Origin of the sequence: Pseudomonas sp. TNT2022 ID1044 (assembly GCF_028656895.1) — a bacterium.
GTDB classification, from domain to species: domain Bacteria; phylum Pseudomonadota; class Gammaproteobacteria; order Pseudomonadales; family Pseudomonadaceae; genus Aquipseudomonas; species Aquipseudomonas reinekei.
In genome coordinates, this window is the sequence record NZ_JAMDHB010000025.1 from 1 (window position 1) to 19,908 (window position 19,908).

General features: G+C 60.7%; 18 protein-coding genes. 7 read left to right on the forward strand and 11 right to left on the reverse strand.

The window, feature by feature from the left end; translation table 11 throughout:
- Positions 1–82: 82 nt before the first annotated feature.
- Entirely contained in the window at positions 83–442 is a 360-nt protein-coding gene (locus M5G20_RS25260) for a DUF6124 family protein (protein WP_273921393.1), read from the reverse strand.
- A gap of 572 nt (positions 443–1,014) precedes the next feature.
- On the opposite strand from M5G20_RS25260, the gene M5G20_RS25265 reads away from it, so the two are divergent.
- From M5G20_RS25265 to M5G20_RS25290, 6 genes are all read left to right on the forward strand, one after another.
- On the forward strand, positions 1,015–2,532 hold the full coding sequence (locus M5G20_RS25265) for a CoA-acylating methylmalonate-semialdehyde dehydrogenase (RefSeq protein ID WP_273921394.1): 1,518 nt from the start codon (positions 1,015–1,017) through the stop codon (positions 2,530–2,532).
- Positions 2,533–2,642: 110 nt separating this feature from the next.
- Positions 2,643–3,032 carry a tautomerase family protein gene (locus M5G20_RS25270; RefSeq protein WP_273921395.1) on the forward strand — a complete coding sequence of 130 codons (390 nt, stop codon included), beginning with the start codon at positions 2,643–2,645 and terminating at the stop codon, positions 3,030–3,032.
- 36 nt (positions 3,033–3,068) lie between these two features.
- Positions 3,069–4,115 (forward strand): NAD(P)H-dependent flavin oxidoreductase, encoded by a 1,047-nt coding sequence (locus M5G20_RS25275; protein WP_273921396.1) that lies wholly within the window; start codon positions 3,069–3,071, stop codon positions 4,113–4,115.
- A gap of 229 nt (positions 4,116–4,344) precedes the next feature.
- Positions 4,345–5,727 (forward strand): iron-containing redox enzyme family protein, encoded by a 1,383-nt coding sequence (locus M5G20_RS25280; protein WP_273921397.1) that lies wholly within the window; start codon positions 4,345–4,347, stop codon positions 5,725–5,727.
- A gap of 17 nt (positions 5,728–5,744) precedes the next feature.
- On the forward strand, positions 5,745–6,758 hold the full coding sequence (locus M5G20_RS25285; RefSeq protein ID WP_273921398.1) for a class I SAM-dependent methyltransferase: 1,014 nt from the start codon (positions 5,745–5,747) through the stop codon (positions 6,756–6,758).
- On the forward strand, positions 6,751–6,915 hold the full coding sequence (locus M5G20_RS25290) for a hypothetical protein (protein WP_273921399.1): 165 nt from the start codon (positions 6,751–6,753) through the stop codon (positions 6,913–6,915). Before M5G20_RS25285 ends, M5G20_RS25290 begins: the two co-directional genes overlap by 8 nt.
- A 5-nt stretch (positions 6,916–6,920) precedes the next feature.
- Here the strand turns inward: M5G20_RS25290 and M5G20_RS25295 are convergent, their stop codons facing one another.
- Entirely contained in the window at positions 6,921–7,061 is a 141-nt protein-coding gene (locus tag M5G20_RS25295) for a hypothetical protein (RefSeq protein WP_273921400.1), read from the reverse strand.
- Positions 7,062–7,151: 90 nt separating this feature from the next.
- Complete coding sequence (locus tag M5G20_RS25300) at positions 7,152–8,369, reverse strand: MFS transporter (protein ID WP_150734556.1); 1,218 nt, start codon at positions 8,367–8,369, stop codon at positions 7,152–7,154.
- Between the two features lie 148 nt (positions 8,370–8,517).
- Here M5G20_RS25300 and M5G20_RS25305 point away from each other — a divergent pair, with 148 nt between their 5' ends.
- Entirely contained in the window at positions 8,518–9,291 is a 774-nt protein-coding gene (locus M5G20_RS25305) for an AraC family transcriptional regulator (RefSeq protein WP_273921662.1), read from the forward strand.
- 104 nt (positions 9,292–9,395) lie between these two features.
- Here the strand turns inward: M5G20_RS25305 and M5G20_RS25310 are convergent, their stop codons facing one another.
- The 8 genes from M5G20_RS25310 to M5G20_RS25345 form a co-directional block, all read right to left on the reverse strand.
- Complete coding sequence (locus M5G20_RS25310; RefSeq protein WP_273921401.1) at positions 9,396–10,556, reverse strand: iron-containing alcohol dehydrogenase; 1,161 nt, start codon at positions 10,554–10,556, stop codon at positions 9,396–9,398.
- A gap of 3 nt (positions 10,557–10,559) precedes the next feature.
- Positions 10,560–11,951 carry an aldehyde dehydrogenase family protein gene (locus M5G20_RS25315; RefSeq protein ID WP_273921402.1) on the reverse strand — a complete coding sequence of 464 codons (1,392 nt, stop codon included), beginning with the start codon at positions 11,949–11,951 and terminating at the stop codon, positions 10,560–10,562.
- A gap of 7 nt (positions 11,952–11,958) precedes the next feature.
- Entirely contained in the window at positions 11,959–13,332 is a 1,374-nt protein-coding gene (locus tag M5G20_RS25320; RefSeq protein WP_273921403.1) for a glutamine synthetase family protein, read from the reverse strand.
- Between the two features lie 1,071 nt (positions 13,333–14,403).
- A complete protein-coding gene (locus M5G20_RS25325) occupies positions 14,404–16,440 on the reverse strand; it encodes an LTA synthase family protein (protein ID WP_273921404.1) in 2,037 nt (678 codons plus the stop codon).
- A 32-nt stretch (positions 16,441–16,472) separates the two neighbouring features.
- Complete coding sequence (locus M5G20_RS25330; RefSeq protein ID WP_273921405.1) at positions 16,473–17,090, reverse strand: hypothetical protein; 618 nt, start codon at positions 17,088–17,090, stop codon at positions 16,473–16,475.
- Positions 17,087–18,385, reverse strand: coding sequence for a sialidase family protein (locus tag M5G20_RS25335; RefSeq protein WP_273921663.1), 1,299 nt, complete (start codon positions 18,383–18,385; stop codon positions 17,087–17,089). Before M5G20_RS25335 ends, M5G20_RS25330 begins: the two co-directional genes overlap by 4 nt.
- 130 nt (positions 18,386–18,515) lie before the next feature.
- A complete protein-coding gene (gene tspO / locus M5G20_RS25340) occupies positions 18,516–18,956 on the reverse strand; it encodes a tryptophan-rich sensory protein TspO (protein WP_273921406.1) in 441 nt (146 codons plus the stop codon).
- A 43-nt stretch (positions 18,957–18,999) separates the two neighbouring features.
- Positions 19,000–19,887, reverse strand: coding sequence for a DUF2950 domain-containing protein (locus tag M5G20_RS25345; RefSeq protein ID WP_273921664.1), 888 nt, complete (start codon positions 19,885–19,887; stop codon positions 19,000–19,002).
- Positions 19,888–19,908 lie beyond the last annotated feature (21 nt).

Below are 19,908 nucleotides of genomic sequence, written 5' to 3' on the forward strand. Positions count from 1 at the left end.
GCGGCCGTACCCGATTCCTGTAGGAGCTGGCCTGCCAGCGATGGCGGTCTGCTGGCCGGCCTGGAGGGCTTGGGGGCTTGCGTTACTCCGGTGGGTCGATCTGGTCCAGCACCCGGTTAGCGGTGATCTCCGCCAGCATGACGCTGTTGGAAATCCCGAGGAGCGCATTGCGCGAACCACCGTCCAGATGATCGACCAACTGATGGACCATGACGTCCACCGATGCCAACGTCTCGACCAGATACACCATCAGCGTTTCACTGGTGGCTTCCGGGTCGACGGTGAACAGTGTGCTGACGGTGCGCGGCGTGGCTTTGATGTCGGCAGTGGAGGGAAAGTGGAAGTCGAGCGCGCGTTCGGCGGCGTCGTTGAGCTTGTTTGAATCGGGTTCGTAGGGGGAGGTTGGATCGGTGCCTGGCGGGTTTGGCGTTACTTTGAACATAGTTCTGTCTCCAAAATATGGAGCCGTCACCGCGTCGCTGCTAAACGAAGGGTGGCAGCTGTGCGCAGGTTAGCAGACCGGGGAGACACGAAACCGGCGCGCCCGAGAGCGCCCTGCGCACAGCGACCATGAAGTGCAGGCAAGAAATGACCTGACTATCTGGAAGCAGATACGCCTCGTGAAACCCCGGGCTGCTAAACCCGATCACTGATGAGCAGTGACACGAATCAAGTTACCGATGGCCCCCAAGGCGCACAAGCCGGCGGATTCTGGCGTACTCGTAGGCAATGACGCAAGGTTTTGTAGCCCTCATCCAGTAACCGCATACGCCTTTAAACAGGCGCTTTCATTGTGTGTTTAACGGGCAGGTGTGAGCCTTTCTTACAAGTGTATCCATGCAAGCCACCTGCAAAACACCATTCACCATTTATGATCTATAGAATCATTAATCATCATTTTACATGATTCAGTGCCTGGCCTACTTTGGCTCTGCCAGCCGCGCCAACGCCGCGCCTGGCGTTCCAGAAAAACAAAAAGAGATGGCTCTTATCCACCAGCAGGGGACACCCGCCATGAGCAACCAGCCAGTAGACATTGCACATTACATTCACGGCCGCGCCGTACCGGGCACTTCCGGGCGCGCGCAGGACGTCACCAACCCGGCCACCGGTTCGGTGCTCGGCAAAGTGGCTCTGGCCAATGTTTCTGAAGTCGACGCAGCGGTCCGGTCGGCCGCGGCCGCGTTTCCCGCCTGGTCGGCGACGCCGCCGCTGCGTCGTGCGCGCATCATGTTCAAGTTCCTGGCGCTGCTCAACGAGCACCGTGACACCCTGGCGCGGATGATTACCTCGGAGCACGGCAAAGTGTTCACCGATGCCCAGGGCGAAGTGACCCGTGGTATCGAAGTGGTCGAGTTCGCCTGCGGTATTCCGCAACTGCTCAAGGGCGACTACACCGAACAGGTCTCCACCAATATCGACAACTGGACCCTGCGCCAGGCGCTGGGTGTGGTGGCCGGTGTCACGCCGTTCAACTTCCCGGTGATGGTGCCGATGTGGATGTTTCCGGTGGCCATCGCCTGCGGCAACACCTTCGTGCTCAAGCCGAGCCCGATCGATCCTTCGCCTTCGCTGCTGATTGCCGAACTGTTCAAGGAAGCCGGGTTGCCCGACGGCGTGTTCAACGTGGTGCAAGGCGATAAAGAAGCCGTGGATGCGCTGCTCGATCACCCGCAAGTCCAAGCCGTGAGCTTCGTCGGCTCGACGCCGATTGCCAACTACATCTACGAAACCGGCGCCCGCCATGGCAAGCGCGTGCAGGCACTGGGGGGGGCGAAGAACCACATGGTGGTGATGCCCGACGCCGATATCGATCAAGTTGTCGATGCCCTGATCGGCGCGGCCTTCGGGTCGGCCGGCGAGCGCTGCATGGCGATTTCGGTGGCGGTGTTTGTCGGCGATGTGGCCGACAAGGTCATGCCGAAACTGGTCGAACGCACGCGCACATTGAAGATTCTGGAGGGCATGAACCTGGCTGCGGAAATGGGCCCGATCGTCTCGTCTGCCGCCTTGCAACGCATCACCGGTTACATCGAACAGGGCATCGCTGAAGGCGCCGAAATGCTGGTCGACGGCCGTGGTTTCGATGGCGCGCAGGCCGGTGCGGATTGTGCCGAAGGCTTCTGGCTGGGCGGGACGATTTTCGACCACGTCACCCCCGAGATGAAAGTCTACAAAGAGGAAATCTTCGGCCCGGTGCTGGCGTGCATGCGCGTCAAGGATTTTGCCGAGGCGGTCGATCTGGTCAATGCCCATGAATTCGGCAACGGCACCGCCTGCTATACCCGTGACGGCCACATCGCCCGTGAATTCGCCACCCGCATTCAGGTGGGCATGGTCGGCATCAACGTGCCGATTCCGGTGCCGATGGCATGGCACGGTTTTGGCGGCTGGAAGCGCTCGCTGTTCGGTGACATGCATGCGTATGGTGAAGAGGGCGTGCGCTTCTACACCAAACAGAAGTCGGTGATGCAGCGCTGGCCGAACAGCATTGCCAAAGGCGCCGAGTTTGCCATGCCCACCTCCAAATAGACTTTGACGCTTTCGGGTTTGGAAGGCGTGCTGGCGCGGGCTTGTACGCCATTCTTTTGTCCCGGGGGGCGAGCTCCTTCGCCCCCGATTTTTTCCCAGGGTGAATCGCGATGCCATTGCTCAAGTTCGACATTATCCGCGGGCGCACCGATGAACAGCTGCGCACGTTGCTGGATGCGGCACACCAGGCCATGGTCACGGCGTTCGAGGTGCCCTTCAGTGATCGCTATCAAAGCGTCACGCAACACGCTGCGGGAGAACTGATCCTGCATGACACCGGATTGGGTTACCCACGCTCGGCCAACGTGGTCCTGTTGACGGTGATTTCCCGACCGCGTTCGCAGGCGCAGAAAATTACGTTTTACCGGTTGCTGGCTGAACACCTGCGCGTCGATTGCGACCTCTCGGCGGACGATCTCATCGTTTCGCTGGTGGAAAACAGCGACGCGGACTGGTCGTTCGGAGGCGGCCGCGCGCAATTTTTGACCGGGGAGCTCTAGCGCTCCACGTTCACTCATCCCATTCAAGGTGCTGCCATGTCCAACCCTCTGCTGTCCCTTTTGAACATTGAACTGCCGATCATTCAGTCGCCGATGGTCGGCGTCTCCACGCCCAGACTCGCCGCGGCGGTGTCGAATGCCGGTGGGCTCGGGTCCATCGGTATCGGGGCAAGCAACGTCGAACAGGCGCGGGCCATGTTGCGCGAGACGGCTGCGCTGACCAACAAGCCCTTCAATGTGAATCTGTTCTGCCACGCGCCGGCCATTCATGACGCCGCGCGTGAGGCGCAGTGGCTGGCGTTTCTCGCCCCGTTCTTTGCCGAGTTCGAGGCCGCTGCGCCAACGGCATTGCGCGAGATCTACACCTCGTTTGTCGAAGACGCCGGCATGCTGCAGATGCTTCTGGAGGAAAAACCGGCGGTGGTCAGTTTCCACTTCGGCTTGCCCGCGCAACCGGCCATCGATGCCCTCAAGGACGCCGGTATTGTGCTGCTGTGTTCCGTGACCAGCCTGGCCGAAGCGCAATCGGCGGAACGCGCCGGCGTGCATGCGCTGGTGGCGCAAGGGTACGAAGCCGGCGGGCATCGCGGTGTGTTCGATCCGCAGCAGGACAGCGAGCTGGGCACATTTGCCCTGGTGCGCGTGCTGACCGAAACCAGCCGGCTGCCGGTGATTGCCGCGGGCGGCATCATGGATGGCGCGGGCATCCGGGCCGTCATGCAACTGGGTGCCAGTGCCGCGCAATTGGGTACGGCGTTCATCCTGTGCCCCGAGTCCTCGGCCAATGCGGCATACCGCGAAGCCCTGAAAGGGCCGCGCGCGCATCTGACGCGAGTCACCAGCGTCATCTCCGGCCGACCTGCCCGGGGCATGGTCAATCGCAATTTCACCAGCCTTGAGGCCAATGCCCCGGCCTTGCCGGACTATCCGATTGCCTACGACGCGAACAAGGCGCTCAATGCGGCGGCAGCGGCCAAGGCCAATAGCGAGTTCGCCGTGCAGTGGGCCGGGCAGGGCGCGCCGCTGGTTCGGGAAATGCCGGCGGCGGCATTGGTTAACTTGCTGGCGGCGGAGATGTACTAGCGCAACACGGCAATAATGGCGTCGGCCTCGGCTGAGTCCGACGCATGGGGAGCCGTGGCTGTTTGAACGCCGCGTTTTGGCAAACCCATGCCACCGGTCCCGCTCTCCTGCAAACCGATTGAATTTTCCGCGCAGGGCTAAATCTTCTGTTCAACGAGCAAGCGTTTTGTGTTGTCGGCACCTGATTCCAGGGGCGCAGCCAAATGCACCGTCCAGGAGAAAAACGTCCATGACTTTGTTTGAACCCCTGTCCGGCACATCTTCAGCGCTGTCAGGCCCCGTTGCCGCTGGGCGCTATCGAGAACTGTACGATTTGCTCTACAGCAACGGCGCTGAGGCCGGTCCGCAGGCGGAGGTTTTCCTGCGCCAGCAAATGGCCCGCGCCGCTCAACTGCCGTGTGATTTGCCCGAGGCGCCCGAGCAGTTGTCGGCATGGGCGCAAGCCCGTTGCGCGGCAGTGGCGCAGGATTACGCCGGTTACCTTGAGGACCGCCAGCAGGGCGGGGCGCGCCGATATTTTTCGAGCAAGGCTCACGCGCTGTATTTCCTGCAACGCGTCGCACCGACCAAAGAGGTCGACGGTGCGTGGCTGGCGGGCGTGCTGGAACACTGGCAGGACGTGCGCTACGACGGACTCCTGAACACTTATCTGGAAGAACTGGGCAGGGGCGACCCTCGGCAGAATCACGTGGTGATCTACCGTAATCTGCTGGCCGCCCACGACTGTGGCGACAAACAAGGACTGGCCGATGAGCACTTTGTGCAAGGCGCGATTCAACTCGCATTGGGCCGATGCAGCGACGCATTCATGCCGGAAGTCATCGGCTACAACCTCGGCTATGAGCAATTGCCGCTGCACTTGCTGATCAGCGCTTATGAACTGCGTGAGCTGGGCATCGATCCGTATTATTTCACCCTGCACGTGACGATCGACAACGCCAGCAGTGGTCATGGGCACAAGGCAGTTGAGTCGCTGTTGGAACTGCTGCCCATGGAACAGGGCCGGGACGAGTTTTTCCGGCGTGTCGCCGTGGGCTATCGCCTGAACGATCTGGGAATGGGCACGACGGCGGTGATTGCCGGCTTTGAGTTGCAACGGGAAGTGATTGCGATGCTCGAACGCAAACGTTGTTTCGGCCAGCACATGCATTCCGACTATTGTCAGATCGAAGGCAAAACCGTCAATCAATGGCTGGCGGCGCCGGGGCAGATCGCCGGCTTTCTCGGTGCCCTGGAGCAAAAGGGCTGGATCAAGCGAAACCGGCCGCCGCAAGACAGCCGCTTCTGGCGCCTGGTCGAGGGCAGCACCGCGGCCATGTTCGGGGTGTTCAGTGGCTACGAAAAACAGTTGCTGCACGACTGGATTGCCGGTGACTGGCAGGACCCGCAACGGCCCAAGCCGATAGCTCGGGATCACAGCGCCAGTGACGCTCTCGACGCGAGCGAAACCCACGACCCGGAACTCATCGCATTGCGAAAAACCCTGAGCGATCAGGCGCCGCAGCAACAGCTTCATACGCTGATCCCGTGGCTCTCGGCCCAGCGGCATTGCCGTCCGGCGGGGCTCTACGCTACCCGGCATTTTATGGAAACGGTTGCCCGCTTGCGCTGAGCTCAGGAGTGACTTGCATGTCGAAACAACACATCGCCGATCAGGCCATGCTGGCGCTGGGCAGGCACCTGCTCAGTGAAGACTATCGCTTCATCACCCCGACCCCGGCGACTCATGACCGCGTGTACCAACGTTTTACACCACCGTTGGCCAGGAACCTGCGCGATGTTTTCGGCTGGTCGATGCCGTTTAATCACACGCTGTTTGCGCGAGAATTTCTGGCTGGCCTGGTACAGGCCGAGATCGTCGAGCGAGAGGGTCCGCTGTGGCGCAGCACGATGCGTTGGTCGAGCCTTGATGGGGCGTTGTTTGCCCATTCGGCGTACCCGACCTCACAGGCTGACGCGGTATTTTTCGGGCCGGACAGCTACCGTTTTGCGCAAATGATCGACGCGCATGTGCAGCAGCGTTCCGAGCCTGTGCGCCGGGCCGTGGACATTGGCTGCGGGGCCGGCGTCGGTGCGCTGGTGGTGGCTCGGGCCCATCCGTATGCCGAAGTGCTGGCGGTGGACATCAACCCGCGAGCACTGCGCCTGTCGGCGGTCAACGCCGAACTGGCCAGTGTCGACAACATCAGCGTGTACCAGAGTGACATCCTCGGCAGCGTCGAAGGTGAGTTCGATCTGATCATCGCCAACCCGCCCTACATGAACGACAGCCAGCAGCGCGCCTATCGCCACGGCGGCGGCGCCCTGGGTGAAGCCCTGTCGCTGCGCATCGTTCGGGAATCCTTACCGCGTCTGCAGAAGGCCGGCAGCCTGGTGCTGTACACCGGCGTGGCGATGGTTGAGGGACGTGACCTGTTTCTTGAAGCCATCCAGTCGATGCTGGCTGACCATGCGGTCGGCTGGACTTATCGAGAGCTGGATCCGGACGTGTTCGGCGAGGAATTGCTCAAACCCGGTTATGAACGGGTAGAGCGCATCGCTGTCGTGGCATTGACCGTGACCCGACGGCACCGTGCTCAGTGCCGGTCAATGGTTGCACCGGGCACAGTTGCAGTTTGCCGAAACGGCGGAGCAAATGGGTGAGCCGCAGATTTTCGATCAAGCCAAAGCCCTGTTGCTGCACGGCAACAGCGCGACGCGTCAGCTAGCGTGCCACGCCGAGGCCTGCGCCCGAGACCCAGACCCTCAGCGCCCTCTGCAAGCGGTGGTCGACCACTTGCTCAAGGAAAGCGCGGGCTGACGCAATCAGTTACCGTCCGCCACTTTGCGTTCGATCTCGGCGATTTTGCGGCGCAATGCCTCTTCTTCCTCTTCCGGCGTCTGCGGTGCGGCAGGTGGAGTGAGGTCATCTTCGTTTTCTGCGGTTTCACGGTCTTCGTCTTTCATGGCGCGCGCCTCCAGTGATTAATCATTGGAAGCGGTCCATGCCTGGGAGTTCGAGAAACCTGGCAGTGTTTCCGATGGACGTCGCGGCCCTTAAACGCCTTTGGTCGACGGCAACACAATGGTCAGGATCCCCAGCAGCGGCAGGAACGAACACAGCGTGTATACGTATTCGATGCCGTGGATGTCCGCCAGGTGCCCGAGCAGCGCGGCGCCGATACCGCCGAAGCCGAACATCAGGCCGAAGAACACCCCGGCGATCATGCCGACGTTACCGGGCACCAGTTCCTGGGCGAAGACCACGATCGCGGAGAACGCCGACGCGAGGATGAAGCCGATGATCATGCTCAGCACGCTGGTCCAGAACAGGTCGACGTAGGGCAGGGCGAGGGTGAAAGGTGCCGCACCGAGAATCGAAAACCAGATCACTTGCTTGCGCCCGATGCGGTCGCCAATCGGCCCACCGAAAAACGTACCGGCCGCAACGGCGCCGAGAAACAGGAACAGGTACAGCTGCGAACTGGCCACCGACAGGTCGAATTTCTCGATCAGGTAGAAGGTGAAGTAGCTGGTGAAACTGGACATGTAGAAATACTTGGAGAACACCAGCAGCGCCAGCACCACCAGGGCGAAGGTTACCCGTCTTTTCGACAAGCCGTGGGTGGCCTTGCTGCCTTGCTTGAGCTTGAACAGGTTGAGGTGATTGCGGTACCAGCGGCTCAGGCCGTACTGCACGAGGATGGCGAACACCGCGAACAGGCCGAACCAGGCGACGTTCCCCTGGCCATACGGAATGACGATGGCCGCCGCCAGCAACGGACCGAACGCGCTGCCGGCGTTGCCACCGACCTGGAACGTCGACTGCGCCAGGCCGTAGCGGCCGCCCGAAGCCAGGCGCGCGACACGGGAGGTTTCCGGGTGAAAGGTCGACGAACCGATACCGACCATCGCCGAGGCCAGCAGAATCGCCGGGAAGCTGCCGACCATCGACAACATCAGAATGCCGATCAAGGTACAGACCATACCGGCTGGCAACAGCCACGGTTTTGGGTGGCGGTCAGTGTAATAACCCACCCAGGGTTGCAGCAGCGACGCAGTCAGCTGGAAGGTCAGGGTGATCAGCCCGACCTGGGTGAAGCTCAGGCCGTACGTGGTTTTCAGCATCGGGTAGATCGACGGCAGCACGGCCTGGATCAGGTCATTGATCAGGTGCGCCAGGGCACAGGCGCCGATCACGCGCATTACCAAGGGGCTGGCTTGACTGGCCACCGAAGGGGTGGCCGCGGGCGAAGCGGTGGTACTGATGGACATGGCAGATTTTCCAGACAAAAACGCACGGCGGGGCGCCAGGTGCGGGGCACAAAAGCGCTTTCCATTTCGGGGTTCGGCGCTATCCTAGGTTTTCACTGGTTTGCCTGTCTCACGCAATCCGGGAACCGACTATCGCAAAAAGGGCATCATCATCAAACCGCTGGAAGAATTTCTCAGAGAGATCGACCAACGCCCCTGCAAGGTAAGCAGCAGCGCGACGGATTACCCGGAAAACTGGCTGATCGAACCGCACTCCCACGAAGCCCATCAATTGATCTACGCCATCGAGGGGGTGATGGTCGTGCACTCGGGATTGAGCCAATGGACCGTGCCACCCAGTCGTGGCATCTGGATGCCAAGCGGGCACGTTCACTCGATCCGCTGTGTGGGGCCGCTGAAAATGCGCAGCGTATTTGTGCGGCCCGACCCGTTGACCGAGTTGCCGAGCGAGCCTCGGGCGGTGAGCATTTCTGCACTGTTGAGCGAGCTGATCAAGGTCTCGGTGGATATCAAGCCGCCCTACGAGCCGGCGTCGCGCGAGGGCCGGGTCATGCGCCTGATCCTCGATGAACTGACGATTTTGCCGACCTTGCCGCTGCATCTGCCGCAACCGACCGACCCTCGCATCAAGGTGGTGTGTTCGGCGTTGCAGCGCGACCCCGGCGATGGCTCGACCCTGGCGCACTGGAGCGTGCGGCTCAATCTCGATGAGAAAACCATCCAGCGGCTGTTTCACAAGGAAACCGGCATGACGTTCGGGCAATGGCGTCAGCAGGCGCGATTGCTGCTGGCGCTGGAGCGCATCGCGGTGGGCGAAAAGATCATCGATATTGCCGGTGAACTGGGTTACGACAGCCCCAGTGCCTTCACGACCATGTTCAAGAAACAGTTCGGCAAGACGCCGAGTCATTTTTTCAAGTGATGTTGGCCGCACCGCGGCGGTTTTTTCTATGGATTTTTCCATCACTCGTTATCAGAGGCCTTTCATGTCGCTGAGTTTTCACAAGATGCGAGTATTTTCAGGCGCTACAGGCGTCCGTGGTACGCCGCGTGGAAAATGTCCGTCACTCCGGCCTTGGTCAGCGGCAACGGATTACCGCTGGCTGAAGGGTCGACCACCGCCATGTCTGCAATCAGCTCGGCTTGCTTGTCATCCACGCCCAGCTCAAACAGCGTGTGCGGGACGGCAATGTCTTTACGCAGTTTGAGGACGAAGGCCATGAAACTGTCGAAGCCCGGAGAGGGCAGGTGCAGGTAAGCCGCCAGGCGCGTGATGCGTTCTTCGATGGCCGGGCGATTGAATTTCAGCACGTACGGCATCAGGGTCGCATTGGTCATGCCGTGGTGCGTGTCGTACAGCGCGCCGATCGGATGGGCGAGGGCGTGCATCCCGCCAAGGCCTTTCTGGAATGCGGTCGCGCCCATTGCTGCGGCCGCGAGCATTTGTCCCCGTGCATCGAGATCGGAAGGCATGTGTACGGCGCGCACCAGTGCGATGGCCACCAAACGCATGCCTTCCACGGCGATGCCATCGGCCATCGGATGAAAGCCGGGCGCGCAGTAGGATTCCAGGCAGTGCGCCAATGCATCCATGCCCGTGCCGGCGGTGACGTTGGCCGGCATGCCGACGGTCAGCGCCGGGTCGCTGATGACCACGCGCGGCATCATTTTCGGGTGAAAGATGATGCGTTTGGTGTGCGTGCGGTCGTCGATGATCACCGCCGCACGGCCGACTTCCGAGCCTGTGCCGGCGGTGGTCGGCACTGCAATGATCGGGGCGATGCGGCTTTCATCGGCGCGGGTCCAGTAGTCGCCGATGTCCTCGAAATCCCAGACTGGCCGCGTCTGGCCGCTCATGAATGCAATCAGCTTGCCCATGTCCAGGCCACTGCCGCCGCCGAAGGCGACCACGCCATCGTGATGGCCCGCGCGCCAGGCAGCGAGCCCGCCAGCCAGATTGGCTTCGACCGGGTTGGGCTTGAGGTCGCAAAACAGCGCAGCGCCCAGCCCGGCGTCACGAAGTGAATCCAGGGCGGCGGCGGTGATCGGCGCCCGGGCCAGGCCACTGTCGGTGACCAGCAACGGTCGCTGGATGCCCTGGCTGCGACAGACCTCGGCCAGTTCGCTGATGCGGCCGGCACCGAAGCGGATGCTGGTGGGGTAATTCCAGTTTCCAGTCAGGCTCATGGTTCAGATCTCGTGGCGCAGATGGAAGGATTTGGCGCGGGTCAGGTGTTCATAACCCAGGCGCGACAGGGTGACGCCGCGCCCACTGTTTTTTACTCCGGTCCAGGCCAGGGCCGGGTCCAGGTAGTCGCAGCGGTTCATGAACACAGTGCCGGTGTCGATGGCGTCGCCCAGGTGTTGCGCAGCAGCAAGGTCCCGGGTCCAGATCGACGCACTGAGCCCGAACTCACTGTCATTCATCAAGGCAATGGCTTCGTCATCGCTGGACACCGGCATGATGCCGACCACCGGCCCGAAACTTTCATCGCGCATGACCGACATTTGATGGCTGACGTCAATCAACACCTGCGGCGCGAGGTAGGCGCTGCCCGGTACATCGGCGGCAAACGTCTGCGGATCGATCAGCGCCTTCGCGCCCTGGGCCACCGCGTCGGCGATCTGGCCACGGACAAAAGAAGCCGCGCCGGGTGTCACCAGCGGGCCGAGAGTGGTGGCTTCGTCCAGCGGGTTGCCCAGCACGTATTGGCGGGTCAACTCGACGAAGCGCTCGACGAACGCCGGGTAGAGGGTTTGATCGACGTAAATGCGCTCGATGGCGCAGCAACTTTGCCCGGCGTTGAAAAAACTGCCGTCCACCAGATTTTCCACGGCGTGTTCAAGGTTGGCGTCTGCCCGGACGTAGGCGGGGTCTTTGCCACCGAGTTCCAGGCCCATGCCGAGGAATCTTCCGCTGGCGGCGTTTTCCATGGCCTTGCCTGCGTCCACCGACCCCGTGAAGTTCACCTGCTGCACCCGTGCAGAGGCAATAATCGCGGCGGTTTGGCCATGATCGAGCAGCAAGTTCTGGAACAGGCCTGGCGGCAGGTTGGCGCGACGAAAGGCCTCGGCGAACCGTTCACCGACCAGCAGGGTTTGCGAGGCATGTTTGAGGATGACGGCGTTGCCCGCCATCAGTGCCGGGATAACCGTGTTCACCGCCGTGAGGTACGGATAATTCCAGGGCGCGACCACCAGCACCGTCCCCAGCGGTTCACGTTTGATATACCGCTCAAAGCCAGCGATGGGCACGGGTTCAACCGCTGCCAGGGCGTCAGGGGCAATCGCGATCATGTGCCGCGCGCGTTCTTCGAAACCGCGCAGTTCGCCGGCGCCATAGCGCACCGGCCGACCCATTTGCCACGCCAGTTCGGGGACGATTTGCTCTTTCATGGCCAGCATCGCGTCCACCGCAGCACTGCAAAAAGCCGCACGTTCGTTCAGTGGCCGGCGCTTCCACTGTGCTTGCGCGGTCGCGGCTGCCACCAGTGCCTGCTCGAGTTGCGCCGCATCGGCAGGTTGGCGTTCAGCGTAAACCCGGCCATCGACCGGTGAGATGAGTTGGATAGTCGAAGTCATGTCGATCTCAATAGCGCTCGAAGCCGCGTTGCAGTTCCCAATCGGTGACCCGCCGGTCGTACTCTTTCTGCTCCCATTCGGCGGTGTGCACGTAGTGGTCGATCACTTCATCACCAAACGCCTCGCGCAGCATGCTTGAACCCTGTAGCGCGGCGCTGGCTTCGCGCAGGGTCTTGGACACTTCAGGCAATTGCTCGTCGAGGTAGGCATCGCCTTCGAAGGGCGCGGCGAGTTCGAGTTTTTCGTCGACACCCGCCAGCCCCGCTGCGATCAGGGCGGCGAAGGCCAGGTAGGGGTTGAGGTCGGCGCCACCGATGCGGCATTCGATGCGAATCGACTTGCTGCTTTCAGCGCACAACCGAAAACCCGCGGTGCGGTTGTCTCGGCTCCACACCGCGCGGGTCGGGGCGAAGGTGCCGGCCTGAAAACGCTTGTAGGAGTTGATGTAGGGCGCGAGGAAACAGGTGATGTCATTGGCGTATTTGAGCTGTCCGGCCACCCAAGAGCGCATCAGTCTGGACATGCCGAACTCGGCCTTGGCGTCGTAAAAAAGCGGCTTCCTGGCGTTCTTGTCCCACAACGAGTTGTGGATGTGGCTGCTGGAGCCGGCGGCGTCGTAGCGCCACTTGGCCATGAAAGTGATCGCCTTGCCTTGTAGCTGCGCGATCTCTTTGCAGGCGTGCTTGATGATGACGTGGTGGTCGGCCATGGTCATGGCGTCGGCGTAGCGGATGTTGATCTCTTCCTGGCCCGGGCCCCATTCACCCTTGGAGTTTTCCACGGGAATGCCGCTGGCCTGAAGGTGCTTGCGAATCGCCCGTAGCACCGGCTCCTCGCGGGTGGTCTGCAGGATGTTGTAATCCTCGATGTAATGCCCGGCGGTTTTCGGCTTGAGGTAGTTGCGCTTGTGGATGGCCTCGTAACTTTCGTCGAACAGGTAGAACTCGAGCTCCGAGGCGAACATGCCGGTGTAGCCGCGTTCGCGCAGGCGATCGACCTGTTTTTTCAGGATCGCCCGTGGGCTGTGGGGCAAGTCTTGGCGGTGGTGATGGTCGAGCACATCGCACAGCACCAGCGCCGTGCATTCCAGCCAGGGCACTTTGCGCAGGGTGCGCATGTCGGGTTTGAGGACAAAGTCGCCGTAGCCTTTGCTCCAGCTGGCAGCGGCGTAGCCCGGCACCGGCTCCATGTCGATGTCGTCGGCCAGCAGGTAGTTGCAGCAGTGGGTTTCTTCGTGGCCGCTGTCGATGAAAAACTCGACCTGGAATCGCTTGCCCACCAGCCGCCCCTGCATGTCGACCATGCACACCAGCACGGTATCGATCTCGCCCGAAAGGGCCGCACGCTTGAGTTCGTCAAAACTGAGGAATGGCTCGGTCATCACGGCAATCCTGCGCGAATTGTGTGGAACTGTCTGAGATAGCTGTTGCAGACGCTCTCCAGAAAATTCCAACAACCGCCGCCGCGAGCATCGTGGGCAATAAGCTGACGTAAGCTTAGCCTACTGTCGCTTTTGGCAAGTTTTCAGCCGCGCAGATTTTTCGAGATGGCGCGATTGCAGTGGGTCATTCAGCGATGATGTCGGCTGACCGTCCGCTATCGCGAGCAAGCTTGCTCCTACAGGGGATTGGGTCGCACACAAAATTTGCGTGCCCACAGATACCAAACCGTAGGAGCCGGCTTGCTGGCGATCGCGGTGGGTCATTCAGTGATGATTTCGGCTGACCGTCCGCCATCGCGAGCAAGCTTGCTCCTACAGGGGATTGGGGCGCACACGAAATCTGCGTGCCCACAGATATCAAACTGTAGGAGCCGGCTTGCTGGCGATCGCGGCGGGTCATTCAGTGATGATGTTGGCTGACCGTACGCCATCGCGAGCAAGCTTGCTCCTACAGGGGATTGGGTCGCACATAAAATCTGCGTGCCCACAGCTATCAAACCGTAGGAGCCGGCTTGCTGGCGATTGCGGCGGGTCATTCAGCGATGATGTCCGCTGACCGTCCGCTATCGCGAGCAAGCTTGCTCCTACAGGGGATTGGGTCGCACACAAAATCTGCGTACCCACAGATATCAAACTGTAGGAGCCGGCTTGCTGGCGATTGCGGTGGGGCATTCAGCGGTGATGTCGGCTGACTGTCCGCCATCGCGAGCAAGCTTGCTCCTACAGGGGGTTGGGTCGCACACGAAATCTGCGTGCCCACATCTATCAAACCGTAGGAGCCGGCTTGCTGGCGATTGCGGTGGTCATTCAGTGATGATGTCGGCTGACCGTCCGCTATCGCGAGCAAGCTTGCTCCTACAGGGGATTGGGTCGCACACGAAATCTGCGTGCCCACAGATATCAAACCGTAGGAGCCGGCTTGCTGGCGATCGCGGTGGGTCATTCAGCGGTGATGCTGGCTGACAGTCCGCCATCGCAAGCAAGCTTGCTCTGCGATGGCAGGGTCAGCGGTTACTCCCGCACGTTCTGGTACAGCATCAACCGCGAGGTTTCATGCATCGCACGGGTCAATTGCATCAGGCGTTTGAACTCTTCCGGATTCTGCTCAGCCACGTTGTCCATTGGCGTCATCGAAGCCAGGTCGTGGAGCGTTGGCGAGCTGCCGTCGTGTTCCATTTGCACCATGTAGTGTTGGGTCACGCCGGCAATCAACGGGAACGTACCCTCACGCAACACCAGCGGTACCACGCGCTCGCCCTCGGGCGCGGGTTGCTGGATGTCACGGCCCATGCCGCCGTTGCGGAACTCAAGGCCGGCCATGCCTGCCACGGTCGGCAGCAAGTCCACCAGACCCACCGCTTCCTCGACCTTGCGCGTCCCGATCAAGCCCGGGGCGTGGATGATCATTGGCACCGCATTGCTTTCCAGACCCAGTTGCTCATAGGCCGGGGCCAGGAAAGGGATCTGGGCGATACGGGTGTTGTGGTCGCCAAACAGCACGAAAATGGTGTTGTCGTAGTAGCCGCCTGCCTTGGCGATTTCCATCAACCGACCGATGTTGAAGTCCAGCAAACGTACGGCGTTGTACTGCTCGACACTGCGCGAACCGGCGGCCTGGACTTCTTCGAGGGTAGGGTGCTTGACCTCGAATCCATCATTGGTTTCGGGAATGGTGAAGGGACGATGGTTACCGGCAGTCTGTACGTAGGCGAAGAACGGTTTGTCCTTGGGCAGCGCTTGCAGGATACGGTCGGTTTCCTTGAACAGGTCCAGGTCGGAAATGCCCCAGACATCCACCACCGGTGATTTCCAGTCGCGTTCTTCAAACAGGCGCACGCCGTCGATGCTCTGGCGGATCAAGGCGTTCATGTTGGCCCAACCGGAGTTGCCGCCAATGGTGTAGATCTTCTCGTAACCGGTGAAGGCGTTGATCAGCGAGTGCTGTCTGGTGATCAACGGGTTACGCGTCGCCGTTTCCTGGCGCGTGACGTCAGGGACCCCGGTAATGCTGGCCCAAACGGTTTTCGCGGTCCCGGTCACCGGCACGTAGAAGTGTTCGAAGAACCAGCTCTGGGTGGCCAGGCGATCGATATTGGGCGTCGGGTTGATCGGGTTGCCGTAGGCGCCGACGGCGCTGGTGCCCAGGGATTCAAGCATGACGAACATCACGTTCGGCGGTCGCGACCCCGGTACTTTGTAAGGTTGCGGTGCCTGATGGCGGACGAAATTCAGGCTTTGCGGGTCCGGCTGATCGACCCCCAAGTAGTTGGCCATGACCGAATAGTGTTCACGCACCTGCGCTTCGTCATAACGCGATTGACCGACCTTGACCGTGTCATAGAGGAAAATGACCGGGTTCAACCCCAGCGCGGCGATCTGGTTGTTGCCCGAGAAGAAAGCGTCGCTCCAGCGCAGCGGCACCGGGTTTTCCAGGTTCATGTTCTCGACACGGCCTAAAATCCCGAGCAGTACCAACACCACCATCACGGCACCGCCCCATGTAGCGGAAAGCGGGTGAATCGGTTGGCGAATGCGATCCAGCGTCACGCGTTCCAGGCGCACCAGGGCCAGTATCACCAAGGCGAGCGTTGCCAGCCAGCCGAGGGTAATCCACACCACCGGGTAGGTCTGCCAGACCATATCGCGGGAAATTTGCGCGTCCTCGATAAAGCGCAGAACGGTGGCATTGATCCTCATGCCCAGGTACGCGTAGTGCCCGAAATCGATGATGTAGATCAGCAGCAGGGCGCCCAGTATCAACACCAGGTACAGGCGTGCGATCCCGCGCAGCAGGCGGCTGCCGATAAGATTCCAGCGAGGAATCCAGGCCAGCAAGGCCACCGGCAGCATCACCAGGATGGCCAGGCGCAGATCGAAACGAAAGCCGATGCCCAGGGTTTCCAGGACGGTATCGTCACCGGACAGCGCTTTAGCGTCGAAGCCGGAAAAACCGAAAAAGAACACCACCCGTAGCACGGCAAACAGCGCGAACAGAATCGCTGTCGCGCCTAGCCAATAGTGCAAACGTCTCGATTGCAGCCAACCCATCCATGTTCCCCTGTTAAAAATGTCGTCGAATCTCAAGAAGATCGGGATACGTCCCGTGCGGAAACCCGCCGCGTGTTCTGGCTGGCGTACAGCCAGCGCATGAACATCAGTAAAAGTGCGGCGCAGCAATACAGACCCAGAAGCGGATCAACCAGGTAATCCCAGTAATTTTGCGAAGGCTTTATCCCGACGACGAAGGCCAGGGTGGCGCTGGCCAGCATCACCACGGCCAGAGAGTTGCGCAGGTAAAACAGGCCGAACGTGAGCAGCGCCATGAGAATCAGCATCGGCCGCGGGCTGTAGCCGAAACGGTACGGGTCCATGTCGCTCAGGCCGAGCGTCGCCGGGTACAGCACCAGCCCCAATGCCGCGAACAGGATCAACACACCGGTTTTGTTCCGCTGTGCTGGCGCCAGCAAGTCCAGCCGACGCAAGCAGCCCCACGCCATGAAGACCAGTGTCGTAACCGCAAGGTCATCGATGTGGCTGCGCAAGTACACCGCCAGGGACAACCCGTCCAGCCGAATGAAACTGGCCGCCAACAAGGCGAACAGTAGCGCGATACGCCAGTACCGGTGCAAACCAAAGGCTGGCAGCAGCAGGAAGATGATCATCGCGAAGGTGATGTGGGCTTGCCAAAGGTTGATCATTTGAGACGCTCGGACAGCCACGCATCGTTGAAAGTGACGTGTTTGATGAAGGTGTTGTTCCAGGAATAAACCAGGTGATACATGCCGTCGGGACTGCGGATGAAATAGGGGTACTCATATTCGAACTCGCAGCCCAGGGAGTTACAGACCCGGGTGTCGAGATTGCTCAGGAATTGCGCCTCCAATGGTTGGCGGAGCGCGCCACTGGAATCGCGGAATTCGTTGCCGATGATTTCCTTGTAGGCCTGGGGCGAAAACGGCGCTCCCGCTGGATCAGGTGATTTGTCCAGGTCCCGCAACGAACGCCAGTCGTCCATCTTCGCGTCAGTGCCATACAGACTCAGCTTGAAACGTCCTTCCTGCAGGTCATTGAGCGCTACGAGCAAGCCGTGCTCAGGCGTCGCGACGGCCGCCAGCGAAGAGTTGGGGTTCCAGGGGTCGAGCGGATAGGGCTCACTCCAGGTTTGCCCGGCGTCTTCCGTGCGGGTCGCCAGAACCCGGTGATGGGTATTGCCGGCATAGCGCAACAAGGCGATGCCGCGCTGTCCGTCGAGCGGAACGACGGTGGGCTGCAATGAGTTCATGCCGTGGCTGATGCGGTATTTATCGATCACATCGCCGTCGGCGCTCAGATAGAGGTATTCGGCAAACTTGCCCAAAAACTCGTGATAGACCGGTAAACCGATGGACCCGTCAGCATGAAACACCGGTGCCGAGCGGACCAGGGTACTGATGTTCAAAAAGGGCGAAGTGATCAACTGGCGAGGGGCGGACCAATGTCCACCGAAATCGTCAGACACCATCACGTTGACCGCACTGCCGGCCCAGCCGCCCATGGACACGGACACGTAGAACAACCACAGACGATTGTCCGGCGCGAGGGCAATCACCGGGTTGCCTAGCTTGCGAATATAGCGTTGGGTGCCTTGCTGGGTTGAACGGCGGGTGGCCAATACCTGCTCCGACCCCCATTCACCGGTTTTCGCGTCGAATCGGGCGGCACGCACTTCCACATCGGCGGCACCTTCGCGCGAGCCGGCGAACCAGGCAGTCATCAAACTGCCATCAGGCAACGCGGTCACGGCCGAAGAATGCACGAAATCCACCAGCCCGGACGAAGCGAAACGGCTGGTGTAGATGGGCTTGGCGACCTGATTGGCCACGGCCATCGCGGGTTTCATCAGGGCAAATGAAGAATGCGTATTGGCAGGGTTGAGGAACCATGCGGTCGCAAATAGACAGAGCAGTGCCAAATAAGCACCGAGGGCGGGGATGCCGGGAAGTTTGATGCGCATGGTAAGGCTAGGCATCTCATGGCCCAATAAAGCGCGTTAACCTATCAGTGTTAGTCGCCGATCAGGATTTTCGCGAGTGGCTCAATTGTAAGCATATGTGTTGGAGGCTCTATGTCGCTACTTGAAGCCATCAGCGGTTTTTGATCAGGATGGAAAAATTCAACGCGGCGGCTACACAAAGCCACACAAGGTAAGGAAACAGGATCAGGCCAGTGATCAGGTCGAGCCGCAGCGCCATCACCACCATGGCCGCGACCACCAGCCACAGCACGGCCAGGATCACCATCGCGGCGAGAATGCGTTGCGCGCCGAAGAACACCGGCGTCCACAGCGTATTGAGCGCAATCTGCGCCGCCCATAACGCCAACACCGGCTGGCTTGCAGGTATCAGCGTCAACCGGTACCCGGCCCAGGCGAGCAGCAAATAGATAGTCGACCAAGCGACTGGAAACACCCAGTTGGGTGGAGTGAAACCCGGTTTGATGAGGGACTCATACCAAGGGCCCGGCTTGAAAATGAGGCCCGTGCTTGCCGCCGCACCGCAAGCCAGAAGAAAAACCAGAAAAGTCATTACCCGTCCTCAGTCAGTTCAGCCGTCCTCAGCCCATTGCGCCTTAGTCCTGATCTGCCGCCACTTCGTTCCAGCTGTCATCCGGATCAAAGCGCTTCATCGCTTTCGCCAGTTTGTCGCCCCCGGGCCCGAGGTCTTTCTCGAACACCTGGCCTTCATGACTGATCATGAAACTCATGACCCCGGTGTCATCGTATTTCGCCGGCCAGGCAATCAGGGCAAAACCCCGGCTCATTTTGTCGCCAATCAGATAGCTGTAGGCTCCACCCGGCGCCGAAGGACCTTGGCCGTCAAGGATGCGGAAGTGGTAGCCGTGCCAGTCTTCGCCGGCAATGGTTTTGCCGAACAGTGGTCCCAACGGGCTGATCTGGCCACTGTCATCGTCCTCCCAATAGAGGCCGTCGTGCTGGCCGGGGGTGCTGAGGATTTTTTGCGCGTATTCGAGCGCGCCATCACCGTCACGATCGACTGACGCATAGTCCATCTGCGCGTCGTGATAGGTCAGCACCGATTGCACGGCGGCCAGTTCGTTGCGACCGATTCGACGCGCGCGGATTTCCACGCTGCCGGCCTTGAGATCAAAACGCCAACCCTTGGCGTCTTTGATCATGGGGATCGGCAGGGTCCAGTGATCACTGCCGACGGCCAGGTGGGCCTTGCGCTCGTTGGCTTTTTCGATGCGGTGTTGCTCGTGGTACTGCTTGAGGAACGCATCCACATCACTGCGCTGCACGCCTTCACGCGGGATGTAAGTGCGCCAGTCCTCACCGAGCAACTCTGTCAGGCGCGCCTGATCAGCCTGTTCGGTGCCCAGTGCCTCGACGAACGCTTCAGCGGCTTTTTCGGGTGTGGGAAATGCCTGCTGTGCCATCGCCATGCTCGACCAGAACAGGCCGGCAGTGATCGCCAGGACCTGCGGCAGCAAGCCCATGAATGTCTTGACAGGAAGAAG

Excerpts from the sequence above, each read along its gene's own strand:
- M5G20_RS25260 (WP_273921393.1), bottom strand. The coding sequence starts at position 442 with ATGTTCAAAGTAACGCCAAACCCGCCAGGCACCGATCCAACCTCCCCC.
- M5G20_RS25265 (WP_273921394.1), top strand. The coding sequence starts at position 1,015 with ATGAGCAACCAGCCAGTAGACATTGCACATTACATTCACGGCCGCGCC.
- M5G20_RS25270 (WP_273921395.1), top strand. The coding sequence starts at position 2,643 with ATGCCATTGCTCAAGTTCGACATTATCCGCGGGCGCACCGATGAACAG.
- M5G20_RS25275 (WP_273921396.1), top strand. The coding sequence starts at position 3,069 with ATGTCCAACCCTCTGCTGTCCCTTTTGAACATTGAACTGCCGATCATT.
- M5G20_RS25280 (WP_273921397.1), top strand. The coding sequence starts at position 4,345 with ATGACTTTGTTTGAACCCCTGTCCGGCACATCTTCAGCGCTGTCAGGC.
- M5G20_RS25285 (WP_273921398.1), top strand. The coding sequence starts at position 5,745 with ATGTCGAAACAACACATCGCCGATCAGGCCATGCTGGCGCTGGGCAGG.
- M5G20_RS25290 (WP_273921399.1), top strand. The coding sequence starts at position 6,751 with ATGGGTGAGCCGCAGATTTTCGATCAAGCCAAAGCCCTGTTGCTGCAC.
- M5G20_RS25295 (WP_273921400.1), bottom strand. The coding sequence starts at position 7,061 with ATGAAAGACGAAGACCGTGAAACCGCAGAAAACGAAGATGACCTCACT.
- M5G20_RS25300 (WP_150734556.1), bottom strand. The coding sequence starts at position 8,369 with ATGTCCATCAGTACCACCGCTTCGCCCGCGGCCACCCCTTCGGTGGCC.
- M5G20_RS25310 (WP_273921401.1), bottom strand. The coding sequence starts at position 10,556 with ATGAGCCTGACTGGAAACTGGAATTACCCCACCAGCATCCGCTTCGGT.
- M5G20_RS25315 (WP_273921402.1), bottom strand. The coding sequence starts at position 11,951 with ATGACTTCGACTATCCAACTCATCTCACCGGTCGATGGCCGGGTTTAC.
- M5G20_RS25320 (WP_273921403.1), bottom strand. The coding sequence starts at position 13,332 with ATGACCGAGCCATTCCTCAGTTTTGACGAACTCAAGCGTGCGGCCCTT.
- M5G20_RS25325 (WP_273921404.1), bottom strand. The coding sequence starts at position 16,440 with ATGGGTTGGCTGCAATCGAGACGTTTGCACTATTGGCTAGGCGCGACA.
- M5G20_RS25330 (WP_273921405.1), bottom strand. The coding sequence starts at position 17,090 with ATGATCAACCTTTGGCAAGCCCACATCACCTTCGCGATGATCATCTTC.
- M5G20_RS25335 (WP_273921663.1), bottom strand. The coding sequence starts at position 18,385 with ATGCGCATCAAACTTCCCGGCATCCCCGCCCTCGGTGCTTATTTGGCA.
- tspO (WP_273921406.1), bottom strand. The coding sequence starts at position 18,956 with ATGACTTTTCTGGTTTTTCTTCTGGCTTGCGGTGCGGCGGCAAGCACG.
- M5G20_RS25345 (WP_273921664.1), bottom strand. The coding sequence starts at position 19,887 with ATGGGCTTGCTGCCGCAGGTCCTGGCGATCACTGCCGGCCTGTTCTGG.